An 18,605-nucleotide genomic window follows, 5' to 3' on the forward strand; every position below is an offset into this window, starting at 1 on the left:
AGCTAAGGGAGTTTAGGTGTGCAACAACTGATCGAGGGTTTGGAGTAGCTCTTTAGCAGTAAAGGGTTTGTTTAAAAAGGTTTTAACCCCAGCCTTGGCTGCCGCAACTAACTTATCACTGGTCACCAAACCGCTCACCGCGATGGTTTTGAGCTGGGGGTTAATCTTCTGGAGGGTCCGGATGGTAGTGGGACCGTCCATAGAGGGCATCATCATGTCTACTAAAGCAGCGCTGAGGTCATCCTTGTGTTGAGCATAAAGAGCGATCGCCTCAATGCCGTCATTAGCCACCAGTACTCGGTAACCAAACGCTTCTAGCGAAGTTTTGGTAATATCCCGAATCGCTGCTTCGTCATCCACCACTAAAATTTGCTCACCCCTGCCCCAAGGTAGGTCAGAGGCTTCAGCTATCGGTTGGGGTACCGTCGCTTCTGTGGCTGGCAAGAACACCTTAAAGTGAGTTTCTTGGTTGAGCTTGCTAGAAACATGCACAAAGCCCCCATGACTCTTAATAATCCCCATCACCGTTGACAGCCCTAGACCCGTACCTTTGCCCAACTCTTTGGTCGTAAAGAAGGGTTCAAAAATGCGATCGAGAATTTCTGGTGGAATTCCGGCTCCTGTATCCGATACCGTCACAACAATATAGGAGCCTGCTTGAGCATCAAGGTGCATCTGAGCATAATTTTCGTCAATCAACAAATTCTCGGCCGTAATGCTCAGCGTGCCTCCCTCACTCATGGCATCTCTAGCATTCACACAGAGATTCATCAGTACTTGGTGGAGTTGGGTGGCATCTCCCGAAACTGGCCACAATTCCTGCGGAATATCTGTGTAGATCTCAATCGACTTGGGAAATGTCTCCTTGGCGATCTTGGCAATCTCTAGAATTAGATGCCTAATTTGGAGTAAAGTTCTTTCTCCTTCTAGACCTCGGGCAAAGGATAGAACTTGTCTAACTAAATCTGCTCCTCGTTTAGCATTCAACTCAACGGTGTTCAGTAAGCGTTGGCTTTGTTCATCTTTGATTTTGCGCTCCAACAATTGAGTAGACATCAAAATCGGAGCCAACACATTGTTCAAGTCATGGGCAATACCGCCTGCCAAGGTGCCGATACTCTCCATGCGCTGCGCTCGGAGAAACTGAGCCTCGATTTGCTTCTTCTGAGTGATATCGGTATTCACGACCAAAATCGATTTAGGCTGACTTTGCTCATCTCGCAATAAAGTCCAGCGGCTAGACACCACGACCTCGGGGCCATCGTGGGTAGCCTGGTGTAGCTCGCCATACCACTCCCCCTTCGCTAGAGTTTGCTGCCAAGCTGTTTCTAGCTGCAAGGAAGTCTCTTTAGCCAAGAACTGGTTGGCAGGTTGTCCTATCGCTTCTGCCGCTGTCCAACCGTACAGAGTCTCAGCGCCTCGGTTCCAGACTAAAATTTCACTGTTGAGGTCTTGCACCCAAATGGCATCGGTTGCAACTTCTAAAAATGCTGCCTGTTCTCGGAGTTTGTGCTCGGCTTGTTTGCGAGCGGTGATGTCCTGGAAATAGACCGACAAACCATCTTGAGTCGGGTAGGCATGCACCTCAAACCATGCCCCTAGAGCGGGGCAGAGTCCCTCAAACTCAACACTCACTCCCCTCGTCATTGCTAGCTGATACTGCTGTTGAAAGGTTGAATCAACGGCTTCAGGAAACTCATCCCACAAACGCTGCCCTAATAGTTGGTGCTGAGCCTTTTGCAATAAGCGTTCTGCGTGCGGGTTGATGTAAGTAAATCGCCACTCATGATCAACGGCGAAGAAAGCATCTGTAATGCTCTCTAGAATATTGGTCATTCGCTCACGCGCTATTTCTGCTTCTGCTCGCGCTGTCTGTTCGCGGGCCAAGAAGCAACGCCGCTCTTCCTCCGCTTGCTTACGTGGTGTTACATCCGTTTGAACCCCCACGAAGTAAAGCAGTTCTCCTAACTCCGAGAAAATGGGCGAGATGCGGAGTTCGCTCCAGAAGGGCTGTCCATCTTTGCGATAGTTCAACAAAGTAGTCTGCGCTTCTTTGCCTGCTGCGATCGCCTGACGAATTTTTTCCACCTCTTGCAAGTCAGTCTCTGGACCTTGCAAAAACCGACAGTTCTGTCCGATCACTTCTTCGGGTTCATACCCCGTCATGCGACTGAAAGCAGAGTTGACATAAATGATCGGATTGTCTACTTGATGCGGGTCAGTAATCAGTACTCCATCAGTCACCGCCGCGATCGCCCTAGCTAAACGCAAATTTTCGACCGCTGCTTGGCGTAGAGCTTGTTCCTGCTGCTTATGAGCCGCGATCGCCGCTTGCTGCTGTACCCAATTTTGTTGTTCTTGTTGCACCCGTTCTCGGTAGTGCTCAAAGAAATCTGCTAAGTTAGGCGCTTCTTCCAAAAGAGCCTGAAAATGCCCCAAAACCCGCGCATCACTGGTGTAAGCCACCTCAGGATGGGCCTCCATCCACATGTGGCAGGTTTTGACATAGGCGATAAAGGTAATTAAGTGCTGGTACATCTCCAGCCCTAACATCCGACGTAGCTCCTGCCGACAAAACTCTGCTTCCTCGGAATTGAGAAAAATAAAGATAGAACAATACAGCAAACTTGTTTCTACAGCTCTGTCGCCTTCGGATAGAGCCCTCAGCACTTCGGGATGAGCTGACAACAAGGCGAGGTGGTCGTCTACCTCTAGCTCCGTAGGAGGTGGCGCTTCCAACAAAGCTAAGACCTCCTGAGCTTCTACTCCCAAAGGACGCAAAGAGCAGCTATGGCAGATCATGCAGTAAGGAATCGCGCAGTAACGAGAAAGATAGGCAGAAAGCTTTTCTTTGAATACTGGCGATAAAGGATTACCTAGATAAGCTAGCTGAGTCTGGTGCCATAGGTTTTCTAGGACTTGAGGATAGGTCTGAGCGGGACCAAAAAAAGGTGGTACAAAGCCTAGTTGCTTTTGAATATGAGTTTGGATGTCTTCACTGGGCCGCAACCCTAGAGATTCGCTCGCCTGCAGCAGTTGATTGGCCTGACTCAAACTTAAGCGCTGACGTCTGAGTTCTAGCTGAGCTACTACTTGATGGCTCAGAACCCGCAGGGCTTCGATCTGATCAACGTTTATCTCTCTAGGAACATAATCAATGACACAAAGTGTTCCTAAGTTAAAGCCTTCAGGAGTCGTTAACGGCACCCCAGCGTAGAAGCGAATGTAGGGTTCCGTAATCACTAAAAGATTTTGAGCAAAGCGGACATCTGACAAAGCGTTGGGGACGACCAAGATGTCATTTTGCAAAATTGCGTGAGCGCAAAATGCCAGATCTCGCGGAGTTTCGCTAATGGACAAACCAATCTTTGACTTAAACCACTGGCGATCGCGATCAATGAGACTAATGAGAGCAACTGGCGTACTGCATATGCGGGCAGCTAAGCTAGTTAGTTCATCAAAAGTAGATTCAGATTCTGTATCCAAAATCTGATATTGCTGAAGAGACTGTAGTCTCTCTGTCTCATGATCTGGACAAGCAGCTTTCATGAATTTTTATGGTTCCTGAAGAAGTAGTGCTTTGCTAAAGCCGTGGGATTGGTTGTCTTGAGCCAAGCCCTAGATCTCACCAACATATCTAGCGGACCTGTCTATCCAACCTAGATCAATAAAGGCTGAACAAATGGCATGCCACCCATCGGTTTAAACCTGTAGCGACTCCGTACATACCCGTATATAGTGCCCATTTAGGGGGAGAGTTACCTTAGCTAGATGGCTGAATCTAATCCGCTAAAGTGCAATGGTCGAAGCTCGAAGCTTACAAGACCAATTTGGAAGGCTGTGCTCGTTGACTTTGAGTAACTCAATTGAGTCTGATTTATCAGCTGATTGGTCTAATGGTTCCGTAAAAGTTTTAAAGTTGGAACCTGAGACTATCGGGCTAAATCACCAGCATGGCTACTACAGCTTGGACTCGCCGTCACGTCATTTCTTTGATTGATTTTTTTCCCGCAGAGTACGACACAGTCTTACAAACTGCTGCCAGTTTTCGAGAGGTTTTATCTCGGCGAACCAAGAAAGTTCCAACTCTTCAGGGGCAGGTAGTTGCTAACCTGTTTTTCGAGCCGTCTACACGCACTCGAAGCAGTTTTGAACTTGCGGCCAAACGTTTATCCGCCGATACTCTTAATTTTACTCCGGGAAATTCTTCTTTAACAAAAGGAGAAACGATTCTCGATACGGCCAAAACCTACTTGGCGATGGGTACCGATTTGATGGTAATTCGTCATCAGCAGGCAGGAGTACCCCAAGCGATCGCCGATGAGATGGACCGTTTAGCCTCGCTAGTTGGGGTGCTAAATGCCGGAGATGGGCAACATGAGCATCCCTCCCAAGCTCTGCTCGATCTATTCACAATTTGTACCCTGCTCGACCCAGAACGACCCCGCTTAGATTTATTGGCTGACAAAAAAATCGCGATTGTCGGAGATATTTTGCATTCACGGGTGGCGCGATCGAACATCTGGAGCTTGACGGCCAGTGGCGCGGAAGTACATTTGGCTGGACCTCCGACGCTTCTGCCCCAACTGTTTGCTGACTGTGGCAAAGACCGAGCGGGCAAGCTATTTTTGCACTGGAATCTAGAGCCCGCTTTGCAAGATGCTGATTTTGTCATGACGCTACGGCTGCAAAAAGAACGCATGACCCAGCATTTGTTGCCTAGCTTGCGAGAGTACCATCAACAATTCGGCATTACTCGCGATCGCCTCAAGCTCTGCAAGCCAAATGTCAAAGTCCTTCATCCTGGCCCTGTGAATCGAGGGGTAGAAATTAGCTCCGACTTGATGGACGACCCAGAGTTCAGCTTAATTTCGCAACAAGTCACCAGTGGCGTGGCTGTCCGAATGGCTTTGTTGTACTTGATGGGCAGCGGCAAAGCTTAAGACGTTTGGATTGGAGAGAGCGGCGGAGAAATTCTGCAATCTCAATCCAAAACTTTCTCTGTTTCACGCAAAGATCCGCACAATGGAGGCAGGACGTTCTACAAAGCTCATGCCAATGGATGCCGCTACCACCCTAGCCATTTCTGCCCCCACTTCCCTAGACGAGCGAGACAGTTTTGCTATGACGTTTGCACCACTCTCGTTGGATGAGGTGTATCAGTTAGCGGACGATGCTGCCAACGGAGCGATCGTGGTGATGAGTGGGATGGTGCGTAACCAAACCGATGGCAAACCTGTGGTTGCATTGGAATATCAAGCATATGAGCCAATGGCGATCGAGGTTTTTAAGCAAATTGCCACCCAGATTCGGCAGAAGTGGACAGACGTAACGCGGGTGGTGATTCATCACCGCACTGGGAAGCTAGGAATTGGAGAAATCAGCGTTCTTGTTGCTGTAGGCTGTCCGCACCGCACTGAGGCATTTGAGGCATGTCAGTTTGCGATCGACACGCTGAAGCACAACGCCCCCATCTGGAAAAAAGAACATTGGGCCGATGGTTCTACCAGTTGGGTGAGCATTGGTGCTTGTGAACAACCTGGTTCAGATTGCTAAAACACTCATCTCTTAATGTCCACTGCATGGCGATCGCATTTTCCTTTTATTGCAGCGTGTCCGACAGGTCCTATTGCCTCTCTGTCTTGCAGCATAGTTGCGATCGGCATAAAGCGAACAAGCGATCGCATCTATTTTGTTTTAATTCTAGGAGCTAGAACTAGTGGCAGATTGGCATTGCCTGGCTAGTTCAATACAAGTGGCGATCGCGGCGTTGGTTTTGATGGCTTGAGCATTAATGTGAGTGGGGCTGGCTTGGTAGCCCTCAGCCTGAAGTAGCTGGATCAGGCGATCGCGAGGCGGCGGGTCCATTTTGCCGCGCCGACCAATTTCTCCCAAGCCAAAAAAGTAGGGAGGTAGGTCTGCTTCAGCCTGCATAGTTTGTAGCAGTTGCACTCGTTCTGGCCAATTCCACTGTTGGGCTAACTGCTCCATTCGTTGCAACATGGGGCGCTCGTGTAGGGAACCGAGCCACATTGGGCCACTGAGTGTGAGTGGCTCTGGTGAAGCGTGGTGGTGGCAAACAGCACGGCTGAGTTGACGCCAAGACACCGTTTCATAGTGGCCGCAATGATGGCAGTAACCCAGAAATCCATAGTGTTTTAGCTCAGAACTAGGATGGGCTAGAACTCGCACCATCACCCGGTAAACCTGACCATTAAACAGCGAAAAAATTGGTTGAATACTTAAGCCCTTGTTATTGGCTTGTTGTAGAACACTACCAAGTAACAGCCGCAATCCCTGTTCATGCAAAGCAGGATGCCAGCGGGCGTAAGCCCCATATACTTGCAGGCTTTTTTCAGGTTCATGGCCCGAACTGGTGCGTCCATCGGTACTCGTTAGATAGAGCAATCCACCAATTTTTGTTGCCCAGAGACTAGTGCTGAAGTGGGGTGCAGGACTGCCAAAACTATCTACATCTACTAAGTCGTAGTAGTCTTGCCGTTGATAGCAATTAAAAAAGACGCGATTGGCATCTTGATAGGTGATTTGATAAGAACTTGGCTCTAAATAGCTAGCTAGATTTTGGCTTAAAGTCACGTTTACTTCTGGGTTGGCATCATTCGCCCAAACCCAATCTGCTTGGCTCTCTAGCACATACCGTAGAGACCGCACGCCACAGGCGGTCATAACGTCCAGAACTCGCAGTTTTCCAGTATCAGCTTTATAAATCGCAGCGGCTAACAACCCTAGGTCTCGGCCAATTTTGCTCTGAGAGCGATAGAAAGTATTGCCGATTTGAAATTTGACTTTACCCTCCTGCTGCCAAAGTGAATTTAGATTCATTTTTCTTGATTAACTTTAATTAACTAAAAAATTGATCCCAAATCAGAAAAGAGTGGTTAAAGCTTTAATCTGCTTTAGTTCTCACAGTTAATAGGGAATTATAAAAGTGCGAAACAGGATTTTTTCTCGCACAAATTCATTGCAGTTTGTAATATTTTCGTGAGTTAAAAGCCCTAATCTTTTAGACTAATTTTCGATTCAATGCGTAATCAAGGACACAATGATGCCAACGCTCCTCTGGCATGACTGGTTGGTTTTGCTATCATTTTTTGCTTGTCTGGCTGGTCTCGGCTTGCTGGTTGGCATGCCTCAAGATCAAGGGGAAGATTTCGAACAAGCTGAAAGCATGCTGATGCTGATGATCTTTACCTACTGGGCTGTTCACTGCGTCGCTTTGGGCGTGCAGAAATTTGCCTTGCCTGACTGGGAAGTTCTGTTGCTAAGCCTGAAATTCACTGCAATTATTTCTTACTTACTCACTTTTGCCTGCATGATTAGCTTGCCGCTGAATCGTTTGGCCGTCGTACTGCGTCAAGTTGAGTAGTGCCAGCTCAGTAGAATAATGGCTTTGTTAAGGCTGTTACTTCGCTAAAACCGTAGCGATCGCACTTTCCAAAACTTCCTGACTTAAGCTCGTCAAAATAAACACTTCCTGTACCGTCTTACCTTGTCGGGCGAGCACCTTAAAACCGCCGCGAATCGGGACAGAAATCTTAAGCCTGAGCTTTGGAGAGTGCGCTCGTACGGCACCAATTACACCAGGAGTAATCGTTTGAATCCCCTCTTGCTGAAGCAGCCGTTCCAACAACGGAATCAAGCCCGGAATGTGGGTGGAGTGGTTGAGAACAAGCCTGCCGCGAGAGGGGTTACCCATTGTTTTGCCAGTTGAGGTGTGCTGCGATCGCCGAGTTCAAGCACTTTTCAGCATAGAGGAAATCGCAGCGACCGGAGAGTTTGAGTTAGGCCGCTTCTAGAGGAGCCATCGTCAAACCAGCGCGGCTTAGTTGCGTGTGATAAAGTTCCGCCTGCTCTTGCGGCCCTACCCAAACCACTGCCTGACCTTCAAAGTGAATTTGATTGGTCAATTCCCAAGCGCGATCGCTAGTCATAAACGGGATGTACTTAATCAAACACTCGGTGACATGCTGAAACGTGTTGAAGTCGTCATTCAGCACAATGATTTTGTAATTCGGGTAAGTTTGACGGGTAACTTGACCAGCCTTTTCAGGCGCTACCGTAGGCGCAACGGCTGCAAAATGGGAAGCTGCCGTAAGTACCAGATTCATAGGCCGTTACCGGAAACACTTTTAACAAAACTACGTATTTTATCCTAGTGCAATTCTAGCGACTTACCATCGCTTCAGCCTCCGGGGCAAAAATCTATTTCCAATCCTCCCATTTTTCATTGAAGATCGAAGTATCAGGGAACGTAATTGGATTGCCATTTTCCGCCAGCCGACGTTGCAAAAGTTCGAGTTGTGGCTCTGCTCGCGGTAATTGGTCAACCAGCTGATAAGGCATGATGCCCTTTTCGAGCGCAAAGGCGGCTGTCGTGCCTGCTGCTGCGCCTGAAGACCACTCAAATGAATGTACCCGGTAAGCTGCTGCGGCAACGTGGCTAGTCGCAATGCTCTTACCCGCCACCAGCATGTTGTCAATTTTTTGTGGAATCATGGCTCGTAGCGGCACTTGGAAGGGGTAGGCATTACCCGCCCCGCGTCGTTCTCCTGCTCGCTCAGTATTACCAGGTTGCTCAGGCGGACTCTGAGTCATGCAGGGATGGAAATCGATCGCATAGTGCCCAATCCCAACCGCGTCTGGATAAATGGTCGATCGCGTCCGGCGGGTCACTTTTTCAGACGGCAATTTGCTACCTACAAAAGACGTAGCTTCTAGGCCTGCCAAAGTTGCTTGCAAGCTGCGATACATCTGGGGTGACAGTGTTTTGCGGTAGTACTCATCTTTGAAATAATCCTGTCGAGAAATATCTACCTCCCAAACCGTAAAGCCTTGAGGCTGCCCCCAAGACGGACGCCCAATAATCCGGCGACCCTCGCGGATGTAAGGATACTTAGACAGACCATGAGCAGTCCCCATGGGGGTATCAAATCCTGTCAGGTAACGGTGATTGGGTTGCGGTTCTTTTACGCCTGCTCCGAGTTGAGAGTCGGTTGTACCTGCGACTAACCAATGGAAATATCCTTGAGACAATTCCTCAGCTCGCTGGAGGCTTTCAGTTCGTAAGCCACCCATCCACGCTCCTGGTTGCAATTGCCCCGTACTGGCAAGTTGATCGCGGGTGTAGACAAAGTTATCGGTTGCGGTGCCAGGGCGATAATCGTTCCCCCAAGTCCAGTTCTGCATGGAAATATCACCAGGGGTAACCGCGCCAGTGTTCGACTGAACCTTCACTTCTTGGCGAGTGGGGTTTTGGTTCAGAATCCGGCGGTAGGTGAAGACAAGCGGGAAGCTAGCCAACCGGGGCAATTCGTAGCTGTAGTACCCGGCGTAATTGGGGTAAAACGCAGGCTCAGTATGCCGTTGGGGTTGCTCCGTAGCCTGCATAGCAAAGGTGTAGGTAAAGCCTTGAGTGCAATACGGGTCACCCGCTTCACTAGAGGAAGACGGTTCTAGATAAGAGCGAGGATCGATGCCCAAGCGATAAGGCACATCAGCTAGTGCCACCAGTTCTCCGGTTTCGGTGGCATCTACCACATACCATTGCGGAGCATTAGCCGGGGATTGAGTGGTTTGAGATTTAGACGGTTTTGCTGGAGCTGGCACAAACCGCACGATCGCTTTTTGAAACTGGGCTGAGTTTTCGTAGCGATAGGCATCTTCAATCGTTTGGGAAAGGGGCAAGGCATTGAGCGGACTTGCACCAGGAGCAGGCCGATGCTGAATGGCGATCGCTCCTTGAATCTGTTGTCCAGCTCCGACAGGAGTTGTGTTTAGCTCCTTAATTACAGTGGAGGGAAACCACTTCAGCGTCCCCTTCCCACGCTTAGCAGCACTCTGCAACTCATCGAACAAAACTTTGTGGCCGTCCCGTGGCAAGAAACAAGACTCGCTGACCCAACAATCACCCGGATTGAGATCGCCCTTGTAATAACGCTCTAGACGTTGCCGCAGTTCTAGATAGCCGCGCGGATAGAACAAGAGCGATCGCTGAGTCTGCCGTTCATCCAGCGCTGAGGTGCCTTGAGCTGAAATTTGCCCGCCGACCCAATCTGTAATCTCGGTCATGCAGACAGTGCGTCCTGCCAACAAAGCTTCGTAAGCCGTTGCTACACCCGCCAAGCCACCTCCTGCAACTAACACTTCGCAGGTCACAGTTTGGTCAGGAGTTCGAGGAGGAGCCGCGATCGCAGAAGGGGGCAAGAGTTGTAGGGCTAGGGTAGCACCCATTAAAACTTTGCTAATGGAAGAAAGACGACGTTGCATCACGAGAAAACTGTAGGGGACATGTAGGGGGTTAGCGATTCGCAGCAGCCAGCGCATTTAGCAACCCATCTAGGGGAGCTTTGCGACTAACACTCAAGGCACTGCTGCTTAAACCTGACTACAAGGCAACACCTTAAGTTTCGGAGTCTGAGCAGAATCCCTACAACTCTACTGCGGACTCACTAATCACTCAGACGCAGCCCCTGGTTTTACCTGAAACTGAATCAAGCGTATTCATGGCTTGCCAATGGGCAGATTTTATTGCAGCAGAAGATCTAGTCCAGATTTGCTTATTCTCTTTGCCTACATTTTTTCTCTTCTAGAACTACCAAAAAAATTAAAGTTATGCAGCCGATTCGCAAATGGCAGACCTTAACTTCACGCATGGTCTTTGAGCACAAATGGTGCCGAGTCCGCCAAGACACCGTGAGACTAGCCAATCAACAACTAATTGATGACTATTTTGTGGTGGTTCGGCCTGATGTGGCTTTGGTGCTCGCGATCACTCCGAACCAAGAAGTTGTGTTTGTGCGGCAATATCGCCACGGGGTGGGGGAAATCTTATTAGAACTCCCAGCGGGCACGTTTGACCCCGAAACTGAAAGCCCAGAAGTTGCTGCCGAGAGAGAGCTGCAAGAAGAAACAGGTTATAAAGCTGAGCATTTGGTAAAGCTGGCGACGCTCCATGACAACCCCGTCAAAGATACTAACCAAATTCACTTATTTCTCGCGCAAAATGCTTTTGTTTTTGCTGAGCAAAACCTTGATATGACTGAAGCCATTGAAGTTGTTTTAATCCCGGTGGAAGAATTATCAGGAAGGATATGGAATGGAGAAATTTGCGTTTCTGGAACGATCGCCGCTTTATTTTTGGGTCTGCAATTTCTCAAGTCTTCAACTCCACTTGGACCATAGTTTTTATTTCTTTACAAACTCAGCTATTTTTCCTAAAAAGCAGTCTCAGCAATTCTCCTAGAAACTGAACAGCTACTTCTAGAGATTTCTTTTTTAGAGAAATAAAAACAGGTTAAGAAATACTAGTATCTGCGTCTATCTTGGGAGTTATTTTCTCTCTACCTTCAGGTATACTTGGCAAAATCACAATTCCTTAAGAATTGACTTAGTGCCCAACATGAGCGACTTGAAGTTAGAGCAAGAAATCGAAAGAATGGCTTTGGCTATGATGATCCGCAACACTCACGTCGGTAGAGATCTCATAGCCAATCTCAAAAGCCAATTAACTCTTGTAGAGGTAGCAGGAGTATTGCTCGTCAGTTTTGAGCGTTTAATTAGTTTTGACACTGATTCCTTTTTTTGGGCAGTTGAACACTTAGTTCCTGCCGATGTGATGGCAGAAATCCGCAGCATCACCTCTCCTGCGATCTACCAACGGCTAATCGGTAAAGGCTTTTTGCCCGGTAGAGATATCAGTGTGAGCGAAAACGGCCAATTACTTCTCAACGAGCGGGCCAAGACTGTATTAAGCCCTTGTTGTCTCGTGTTGATCTAAGCCTGGGTAGCCAACTGGTCCCGAGTTGGATTCACTAGTACACCAGGTTGCGATCGCTGAGGTTCTCCTAACAGCACCACGGAACAGGCCAATTGTTGAGCGACTTGAGTGGTGACATCACTGATGTCAAGTCCAGCGTTAGTCCGACGGCGGAGCGATCGCAACACCACCAAATCGCAAGATTTAGCAGCCTGCACAATTGCCGTCACGACATTATCACTACTCACCACCTGAATCTCTGGCTTCAGTTGGGGTGCCCATTTCGCTACGGACATCGCTAATTGTGATTCAGTCCAAGCTCTTTTGCCCGCCGAAGCTCGGCGATCGGTGATATGGAGCAGCGTCACGGTGGCTTGATTGGCGGCGGCTAGCATTTGAGCAAATTGCACCGTTCTGCTAGACGCAGATCCCAAGTTATCAATCGGCACCAAAATACGCTGCATGGTGCTGGGAGAGTTTAACAGGCGGGTAATTGCGACTGGACAGTGGGACGACCAAAGCACGCTGTCTAGCACATTCCCGAATAGACGAGCCCGGAACCCAGTGCGCCGTCCCCAACCCATGACGATGAGGCTGGCATCTTGTTCTCGGCTAGCACGACTAATTCCTTGAGCGATTCCATCATCAATTCGCAATAATGGCTCTGCCTCAACTCCGATCTCTCGGCTGACAGCTTTAGCATTAGCTAGTAAGGCTTCACTGCGCTCCATTGCTGCACCGATGGTGGGAGTATCCATGTTGACTTGAGCCGTGGCGATCGCTAGAGGGACAATCCGCCCCGACTCATAGAGAGCTAGCATCGCTGCCATCTCAATTAAATACTGCTCGGTTTTAGGGTTATAAACCGGAACCACCACCGTAAAAGGATGATCGGTTGTGCCAGCACCCCAATTACTGGGCGTAGTATCAGGCTCCAATGTCGTGTCTGAAGTAATCAGCTTGGGAGCAACCCGACTCGTAATTAATGGACCCAACGTAGCAGTTACTAGCATCAACACAATGACGCTATTCAGCACGCCTTCAGTCAACATGCCAGCTCGATAGCCTACCAAAGTTGCAGCCAAAGTTGCCCCTACTTGAGGCATCGACATCGACCACATCGTGAGCAATTCGTCTTGGTTATAGTGATATAACAGTTTTGCGCCATAGGCAGCCAAGAACTTGCTAATGATTAAGCCAGTGACGATCGCTAGAGTTAACCAAATCGAGGAGATGCTGGCGATGAAAGCAGGAATATCAATCAGCAGACCCAAGTTAACAAAGAAAATTGGAATAAATAAAACGCTACCGACAAATACCACTTTTTCTTTAACGGGGCTTTGACCGACAGCATCATTGACTGCCAAACCTGCGAGGAAAGCCCCCACAATCTTCTCGACTCCAATTAATTGTGCGCCCAATGAAGCTAGGAAGATGGCTAACAAGACGAATAAAAACTGATTGCCTTCGTCATCTCCAGTGCGTTTAAAGAATTGACGACCTGCCCAATCAAACCCAAACAGCACCACTACTGAGTAAATTGCTAGAGAGCCGAGTAAGATTGCTAGTTTGGTAGCGGTAAAATCACCCGCATTAATCCCAATACAAATTGCCAGAACTAATAGTGACCCGACATCGGTAAAAATAGTCGCTCCAATCGTCACCGTCACTGCCTCATTGGACACCACCCCTAAGCGGCTGACCATTGGGTAAGCTAGCAAAGTGTGAGAAGCAAACAACGAACCGATCAAGACCGAAGCGTTCCAGTCAAACCCAAATAGGCGACCTACAACCGTGCCAAATATTAGGGGTATCGCAAAAGTCAGGCTACCATACCCAATCGAACGATATTTTTTGCGGCGGAACTCTTCAATATCGACTTCCAGACCCGACACAAACATTAAATAGAGCAACCCAATTTCCGCCAGCAGGCTGAGCGTTTCTGACTCTTTTTGCAGCAAGTGCAAGCCATTCGGCCCTAAAACCACCCCTGCTGCTAACAACCCTACTAAGCCTGGTATCCGGAACCGCTCTACTAGGATAGGTACAGTCAGAATTACTGCTAGGAGAACCGCAAACGAAACGATGGGTTCCTCAAAAAATTTCAAAATCGATTCCATAGAGCGTCCATTAAAGTGAATGAGTGCCAGCAGCTTCCAGGCATTACGCGGAAAGCCTTGCTTGAGTGCTAACTTGTCCGCATCATTCCAAACCTTAAGGCTCTAAAGGAAGAAGAAGTAAATACCTATAGGTGGATCTGGCTCAAGATTACTCGCAGGCGATCGTAATCATCTTTGAGTAACACACTCAAAGTGCGTCCCGCATTCACTAGCCAAGTGCGATCGGCTTGGCGTAATTGATAAATCTCTCGAATGGCTGCCGCAGTTAACGCATCGACTGGGGCTCCATTTACTTGTAGCAAAGCTCGCAAAAAATCTAGCTTTTCACTAAAGTGCAGCACTTCCTCTGATTCACAAACATATACTGCTTGGTGAATTTGTGGCGGTCGAGGCGGCAAGTGCTGATAAATCGTTTCACTCAGGCGTTGTGTCCCAGCTACTCCAGGTTCGCAGGGCCGAAATCCAACGATCGCAGCCCGAAACTCTGTCTTCAGCATGGCAAAAATCTGGGGTTGCTGCTCGCGTAAATCTTGTAACGACAACCCTAAAGCCCGAGCCCGATGCACTGAATCAATCGGGCTCGTCGTGGCATGATACACCACAGCATAAACGTGATTCCCCGACTCTTCATCAATAGAGCGTACCCAACTGCCAAAAGGCGGCATGACCGGAAAACTTAAGTCCTCCGGTTCCAAGCACTGCGCCAAAAACTCCGTCGTTGCCGTCTCAATCACTTCAGCAATGTGATTCGGTGGACGATTTTGGTGAGCAAATTGGGGTAGGGGCAACCGCATAAGTGCTACTTCGCTTTCTTGCGGCCCGCAGTTGCGTCTACCAACTCTAACTGCGATAAACGAAACGTAACCAACTTGTCCCAGTTACCTCCTTCAAACAAGACGGCTGCCTTGCCATCGGTTACACGCTGCACAAGACCTTGGAAGCCGTAGTAAATATCAGAGGTGCTGGTCACACGAACTGCTGAGCCAGGCAAAATCATAGTGTTCAGTGAATAGGTGTTCAGTGAATAGGATGGAGTGACTGGAGTCGCTTCTCTTCTAAATAGCTTACTAGTATTTCACCGTGTTAGTTTTGGTTGTTGGTTAGGCGAGGCCCACTCAACAAATCCAATTGAGTAAAGTACTAGCAGCTAGCCTAATTCTGCCGCTCTAGAACTTTAGCCTTTGGCGGTAATTTGCCACCGATTGCACCAAGCCGATCGCGACGAAGTTGGTTAAGAGTGCCGATCGCCCATAACTCATCCAAGGCAGGGGAATTCCAGTTACGGGAGCCAAGCCAATAGTCATCCCGACGTTCACGACAACCTGGAACACTAGCATGGAAAACACACCCACTGCTAGCAACGAGCCGAAGTTGTCCTTAGCATTCTGCGCCACCATAATCAGCCGCAGGCAGACCAACCAAAAAGCGAGCAACACCAGAAAAGAACCAATAAAACCAAGTTCCTCACCAATGGCGGAAAAGATAAAGTCGGTATGTTGCTCTGGGATAAAGTTGAGCTGCGTCTGAGTGCCTTTCATGAACCCTCGGCCCCACCACTCGCCCGCTCCGATCGCAATCCGAGATTGAATCAAGTGATAGCCGCCGCCCAAGGGGTCTTTGTCTGGATCTAAGAACAAAATTAGGCGGTCTTTCTGGTAATCCTTGAGCAATCCCCAGAGAACATGCCCTAGCGCTCCAGAGATCAGGTTAACAGCCACTGCCCCTAGCGCTCCGAGCCTAGGCCAAGGCAAGGTCATCCAGGCGATCGCCCCCATCGCCACCACCCAGATAAGCTCCAAACCCAGCAACCAACTAGAGAAAAAGACATTAAACAGGATGGCTGAAACAATTGGAGAAATCAGCAGCACCAGCCAACCAGGATTGGCGTTTCCCCAATAGAGCATGCCAATGGTAATTGCCCCAAAGACCAGCGACGTACCCAAATCTGGCTGCAAAAAGACTAAGCCCCAAGGCAGCGCCGTCACTGCTAAAGTCTGAATCGCCGCAGTCAGGGTGGAAGCAGTCTGCCCGTGCAACATGGCCGCCAAGGTGATAATCATGCCTAACTTGGCAAACTCAGACGGCTGAATGTTAAAACCAGCAATTGTAATCCAGCGCTGGGCTCCCAGAGCCGTGGTGCCGATAAACATAACGGCTAGCAGAGATGCATTGGTGATGCCATAAATTACCCAACGCCACTGCAATAAGTTTTCGTAGCGGCACCTAGAGATTATTAATGCCAGCACTAACCCAATGCCGCCGATCAGCCAGTGTTGCCACCAGTCTGTCCAGCCTTGATTCAACTCGGTACTATAAATCATCACGCCACCGAGGAACGTGAGACCAATAGGGAGAAAAAACAACCAGCCGTCAGTCTCTTGCCAAGGTTGAATTAAAGATTTCCAGCGAATTCGGGCTAGCGATTTCTGCAACATGTTCTAGCAAATGGTCAAGTTTAAGTCGAAGGCTGTTAGGGAGGTAACTGGGTTGTCCCAATCACCATAAACATCTATTACGCTGATGCCAGCGCGGCGACAGAAACTTTTGCCGCAATTTGTTGAGCAATTGCCTTTAAAGCTTTGGCTGAGGCTGAATCAGGCTCACCAATTGTAATCGGTAGGCCGCGATCGCCTCCTTGTCGGAGCGGAATTTCTAGCGGCACGCATCCTAGCAAAGGTACACCCAGCTCCTGAGCCGCCTTCGCTCCACCTTCTGAACCAAAAATGTCATATTGGCGATCGGGCATGTCAGGAGGAATAAAGTAGCTCATGTTCTCTACAATGCCCAAGACAGGCACTCCCATTTGCTGGAACATCTTTAAGCCCCGGCGGGAGTCTAACAGCGCGACCGTTTGCGGGGTAGTGACAATCACCGCTCCAGCCATCGGTACTGCTTGCGCCAGCGTCAGTTGAGCATCTCCCGTCCCAGGTGGCATATCCACAATCAGGTAGTCTAGGTCACCCCACTGCGTCTGATAGAGAAACTGCCGAATGATGCCATTCAGCATTGGCCCCCGCCAGATTACAGGCTGGTCAGGGTCAATCAAAAAGCCCATTGAAACCAGCTTAACGCCGTGGTTAAAGGCAGGCTCCAGAATATCTCCTTGAGGGCCTTTAGAGACCATCACTTGGGCATCAGCTAGACCTAGCATCGTCGGAGCGTTGGGACCATAAATATCTGCATCGATCAGTCCTACTTTGGCTCCCGCTTGGGCCAGGGCTACTGCCACGTTCACTGCCACAGTGCTTTTGCCAACACCACCCTTACCGCTAGAAATCGCAACAATATTTTTCACACCTTCAATGCCAGTGCGATCGGGCAAAGCCTTCTGGTGGGGAGTTTCGGCAGTTACCTCGACTTCAACTCGCTCAACTCCAGGTAGAGTTTTGACTGCTCTCTGACAATCTTCCACAATAAATTCGCGCAAAGGGCAAGCAGGTGTTGTGAGCACCAAGGTAAAGCTAACGGTGCCATCTGCGATCGCGACGTTGCGAATCATATTCAATTCCACCAAACTCTTGCGAAGTTCGGGGTCTTGAACGGGGCGTAGAACTTCTAGAACTGAATCAGCATTAAGCATACGAGATTATAAATTCTCCACCCTAACTGCAACGGGAGGATATAAGGTAAATGGCTTTGTCCTCTAGTGCAATCTTACCGTTACCGAGGGTGGATTCGTGTCTGTAGGCGATCGCGACTGCCGAATCGCCTATCAAAAATCAAAACAACTATTTCCGGGCGATCGCGTCCTGGCATCGACTGGCACTGTGGATAGGGCTGCTTGCTCTGCCGCTTGCACCAATTTTGTTGCCACCCTAGCTGCGTAAGGTTGAGTCAAGGACCAAATTAAAGGGGAAAGCCAACCGCGCAACGTCACTGAATAAGATACGCGAGTCCCACAAACCGTTGATTCAACCTGGTAAGTAACACGTTCTTCCACCCCAGGAATTGCTAAAATTCGGACGCTGAGTAATTCTCCTGGATTCACCCGCTCCACAAAAATCCGAACTGGAATCGGACTCAAGCGCGTCACGGCCCGATAAATTAGCCCTGGTTTCACGACCAAGCCATGCGGGACATCAGTGCTAGCCAGTAAAGGATGCCAAGACACATCGGTGAGGTCACCAATCTTGCACCATAAGTCTTCTACAGAAGCCGTACTGAGCGCTTGATAAGTTCTCACTAAAGAATACTGAAACCTGATCCGATGACGCCGAAGTCGCAGTTTAGTTAAAAATTTTGCCATTTTCGTTCCCGCATCGAGTCACTTCAACAGGTTGGGATAGCGCGATCGCTGCCTAGCTCGATCCTAACAATTGCGATCGCTCATCTCGGATCAGCCATCATAGCGATTGTCACAATCAGGTGCGATCGCACTAAAGATAGATCAACGACGCCACGGATTTTGTGTGTTATTAAGCCATTTAAGCTGAGGTCTAGCAGGCAAGATCAACGACCTTCGCGCCCCCACATTAATCCAACCGCAGAGAATAAGTTTCAGGGTAATCCAGGGAAAAGTTAGACTGCTAGATAATGTTGTAAAAACGTATCAAGTTCGCCAATTTTGTGCGGCTATCTGTTAAGCTTTTTGCGATTCTCTCGATAAAACTCTATAGAAGTTTACGCACTGAAAGGCCTTGAAACTGGGTCTTGATGCATTTCACTCAGCCTAACTAAGCCCAGCTAAACTTCGGGCTGCGATCATTTTT

The 18,605-nt window shown here is 49.0% G+C and carries 16 protein-coding genes; 5 read left to right on the forward strand and 11 right to left on the reverse strand.

Annotated elements, in window-relative coordinates; translation table 11 throughout:
• Positions 1-12 precede the first annotated feature (12 nt).
• A complete protein-coding gene (locus NDA01_RS10235) occupies positions 13-3,549 on the reverse strand; it encodes a PAS domain S-box protein (RefSeq protein WP_348227867.1) in 3,537 nt (1,178 codons plus the stop codon).
• Between the two features lie 404 nt (positions 3,550-3,953).
• Between NDA01_RS10235 and NDA01_RS10240 the strand changes: the two genes are divergently transcribed.
• Positions 3,954-4,943, forward strand: a complete 990-nt coding sequence (locus tag NDA01_RS10240; RefSeq protein WP_190438303.1) for an aspartate carbamoyltransferase catalytic subunit — start codon at positions 3,954-3,956, stop codon at positions 4,941-4,943.
• Positions 4,944-5,025: 82 nt separating this feature from the next.
• On the forward strand, positions 5,026-5,556 hold the full coding sequence (locus NDA01_RS10245; protein ID WP_431193364.1) for a molybdenum cofactor biosynthesis protein MoaE: 531 nt from the start codon (positions 5,026-5,028) through the stop codon (positions 5,554-5,556).
• 147 nt (positions 5,557-5,703) lie between these two features.
• Here the strand turns inward: NDA01_RS10245 and NDA01_RS10250 are convergent, their stop codons facing one another.
• Positions 5,704-6,843: a class I SAM-dependent methyltransferase gene (locus NDA01_RS10250; protein WP_348227868.1), complete on the reverse strand. Its 1,140-nt coding sequence runs from the start codon at positions 6,841-6,843 to the stop codon at positions 5,704-5,706.
• 220 nt (positions 6,844-7,063) lie between these two features.
• Between NDA01_RS10250 and NDA01_RS10255 the strand changes: the two genes are divergently transcribed.
• Entirely contained in the window at positions 7,064-7,387 is a 324-nt protein-coding gene (locus NDA01_RS10255; RefSeq protein ID WP_242016994.1) for a hypothetical protein, read from the forward strand.
• A 36-nt stretch (positions 7,388-7,423) separates the two neighbouring features.
• Here the strand turns inward: NDA01_RS10255 and NDA01_RS10260 are convergent, their stop codons facing one another.
• From NDA01_RS10260 to NDA01_RS10270, 3 genes are all read right to left on the reverse strand, one after another.
• Positions 7,424-7,717, reverse strand: coding sequence for a DUF2103 domain-containing protein (locus NDA01_RS10260; RefSeq protein WP_190438647.1), 294 nt, complete (start codon positions 7,715-7,717; stop codon positions 7,424-7,426).
• Between the two features lie 85 nt (positions 7,718-7,802).
• The gene (clpS, locus tag NDA01_RS10265) at positions 7,803-8,129 is read right to left on the reverse strand and encodes an ATP-dependent Clp protease adapter ClpS (RefSeq protein ID WP_190438295.1); all 327 of its coding nucleotides are present in this window, start codon (positions 8,127-8,129) and stop codon (positions 7,803-7,805) included.
• Positions 8,130-8,223: 94 nt separating this feature from the next.
• A complete protein-coding gene (locus tag NDA01_RS10270) occupies positions 8,224-10,251 on the reverse strand; it encodes an FAD-dependent oxidoreductase (protein ID WP_348227869.1) in 2,028 nt (675 codons plus the stop codon).
• Between the two features lie 381 nt (positions 10,252-10,632).
• On the opposite strand from NDA01_RS10270, the gene NDA01_RS10275 reads away from it, so the two are divergent.
• Complete coding sequence (locus tag NDA01_RS10275) at positions 10,633-11,202, forward strand: NUDIX hydrolase (protein ID WP_348227870.1); 570 nt, start codon at positions 10,633-10,635, stop codon at positions 11,200-11,202.
• Positions 11,203-11,419: 217 nt separating this feature from the next.
• A complete protein-coding gene (locus tag NDA01_RS10280) occupies positions 11,420-11,797 on the forward strand; it encodes a hypothetical protein (RefSeq protein ID WP_190555362.1) in 378 nt (125 codons plus the stop codon).
• On the opposite strand, the gene NDA01_RS10285 is transcribed toward NDA01_RS10280, so the two are convergent.
• The 6 genes from NDA01_RS10285 to NDA01_RS10310 all read right to left on the reverse strand — a co-directional run bounded on the left by NDA01_RS10285 (position 11,794) and on the right by NDA01_RS10310 (position 18,142).
• On the reverse strand, positions 11,794-13,896 hold the full coding sequence (locus NDA01_RS10285) for a cation:proton antiporter domain-containing protein (protein WP_348227871.1): 2,103 nt from the start codon (positions 13,894-13,896) through the stop codon (positions 11,794-11,796). The genes NDA01_RS10280 and NDA01_RS10285 overlap by 4 nt on opposite strands.
• 125 nt (positions 13,897-14,021) lie before the next feature.
• Positions 14,022-14,690, reverse strand: a complete 669-nt coding sequence (locus NDA01_RS10290) for an HAS-barrel domain-containing protein (protein WP_348227872.1) — start codon at positions 14,688-14,690, stop codon at positions 14,022-14,024.
• A gap of 5 nt (positions 14,691-14,695) precedes the next feature.
• Positions 14,696-14,893, reverse strand: coding sequence for an NAD(P)H dehydrogenase subunit NdhS (locus NDA01_RS10295; RefSeq protein WP_190438286.1), 198 nt, complete (start codon positions 14,891-14,893; stop codon positions 14,696-14,698).
• A 169-nt stretch (positions 14,894-15,062) separates the two neighbouring features.
• Positions 15,063-16,331, reverse strand: a complete 1,269-nt coding sequence (gene rodA, locus NDA01_RS10300; RefSeq protein WP_348227873.1) for a rod shape-determining protein RodA — start codon at positions 16,329-16,331, stop codon at positions 15,063-15,065.
• Positions 16,332-16,408: 77 nt separating this feature from the next.
• On the reverse strand, positions 16,409-17,476 hold the full coding sequence (locus NDA01_RS10305) for an Mrp/NBP35 family ATP-binding protein (RefSeq protein WP_348227874.1): 1,068 nt from the start codon (positions 17,474-17,476) through the stop codon (positions 16,409-16,411).
• Between the two features lie 132 nt (positions 17,477-17,608).
• Positions 17,609-18,142, reverse strand: a complete 534-nt coding sequence (locus NDA01_RS10310; protein ID WP_190438268.1) for an SRPBCC family protein — start codon at positions 18,140-18,142, stop codon at positions 17,609-17,611.
• Positions 18,143-18,605: the final 463 nt, after the last annotated feature.

The sequence above is a fragment of the Trichocoleus desertorum AS-A10 genome (assembly GCF_039962155.1).
Lineage (GTDB): Bacteria > Cyanobacteriota > Cyanobacteriia > FACHB-46 > FACHB-46 > Trichocoleus.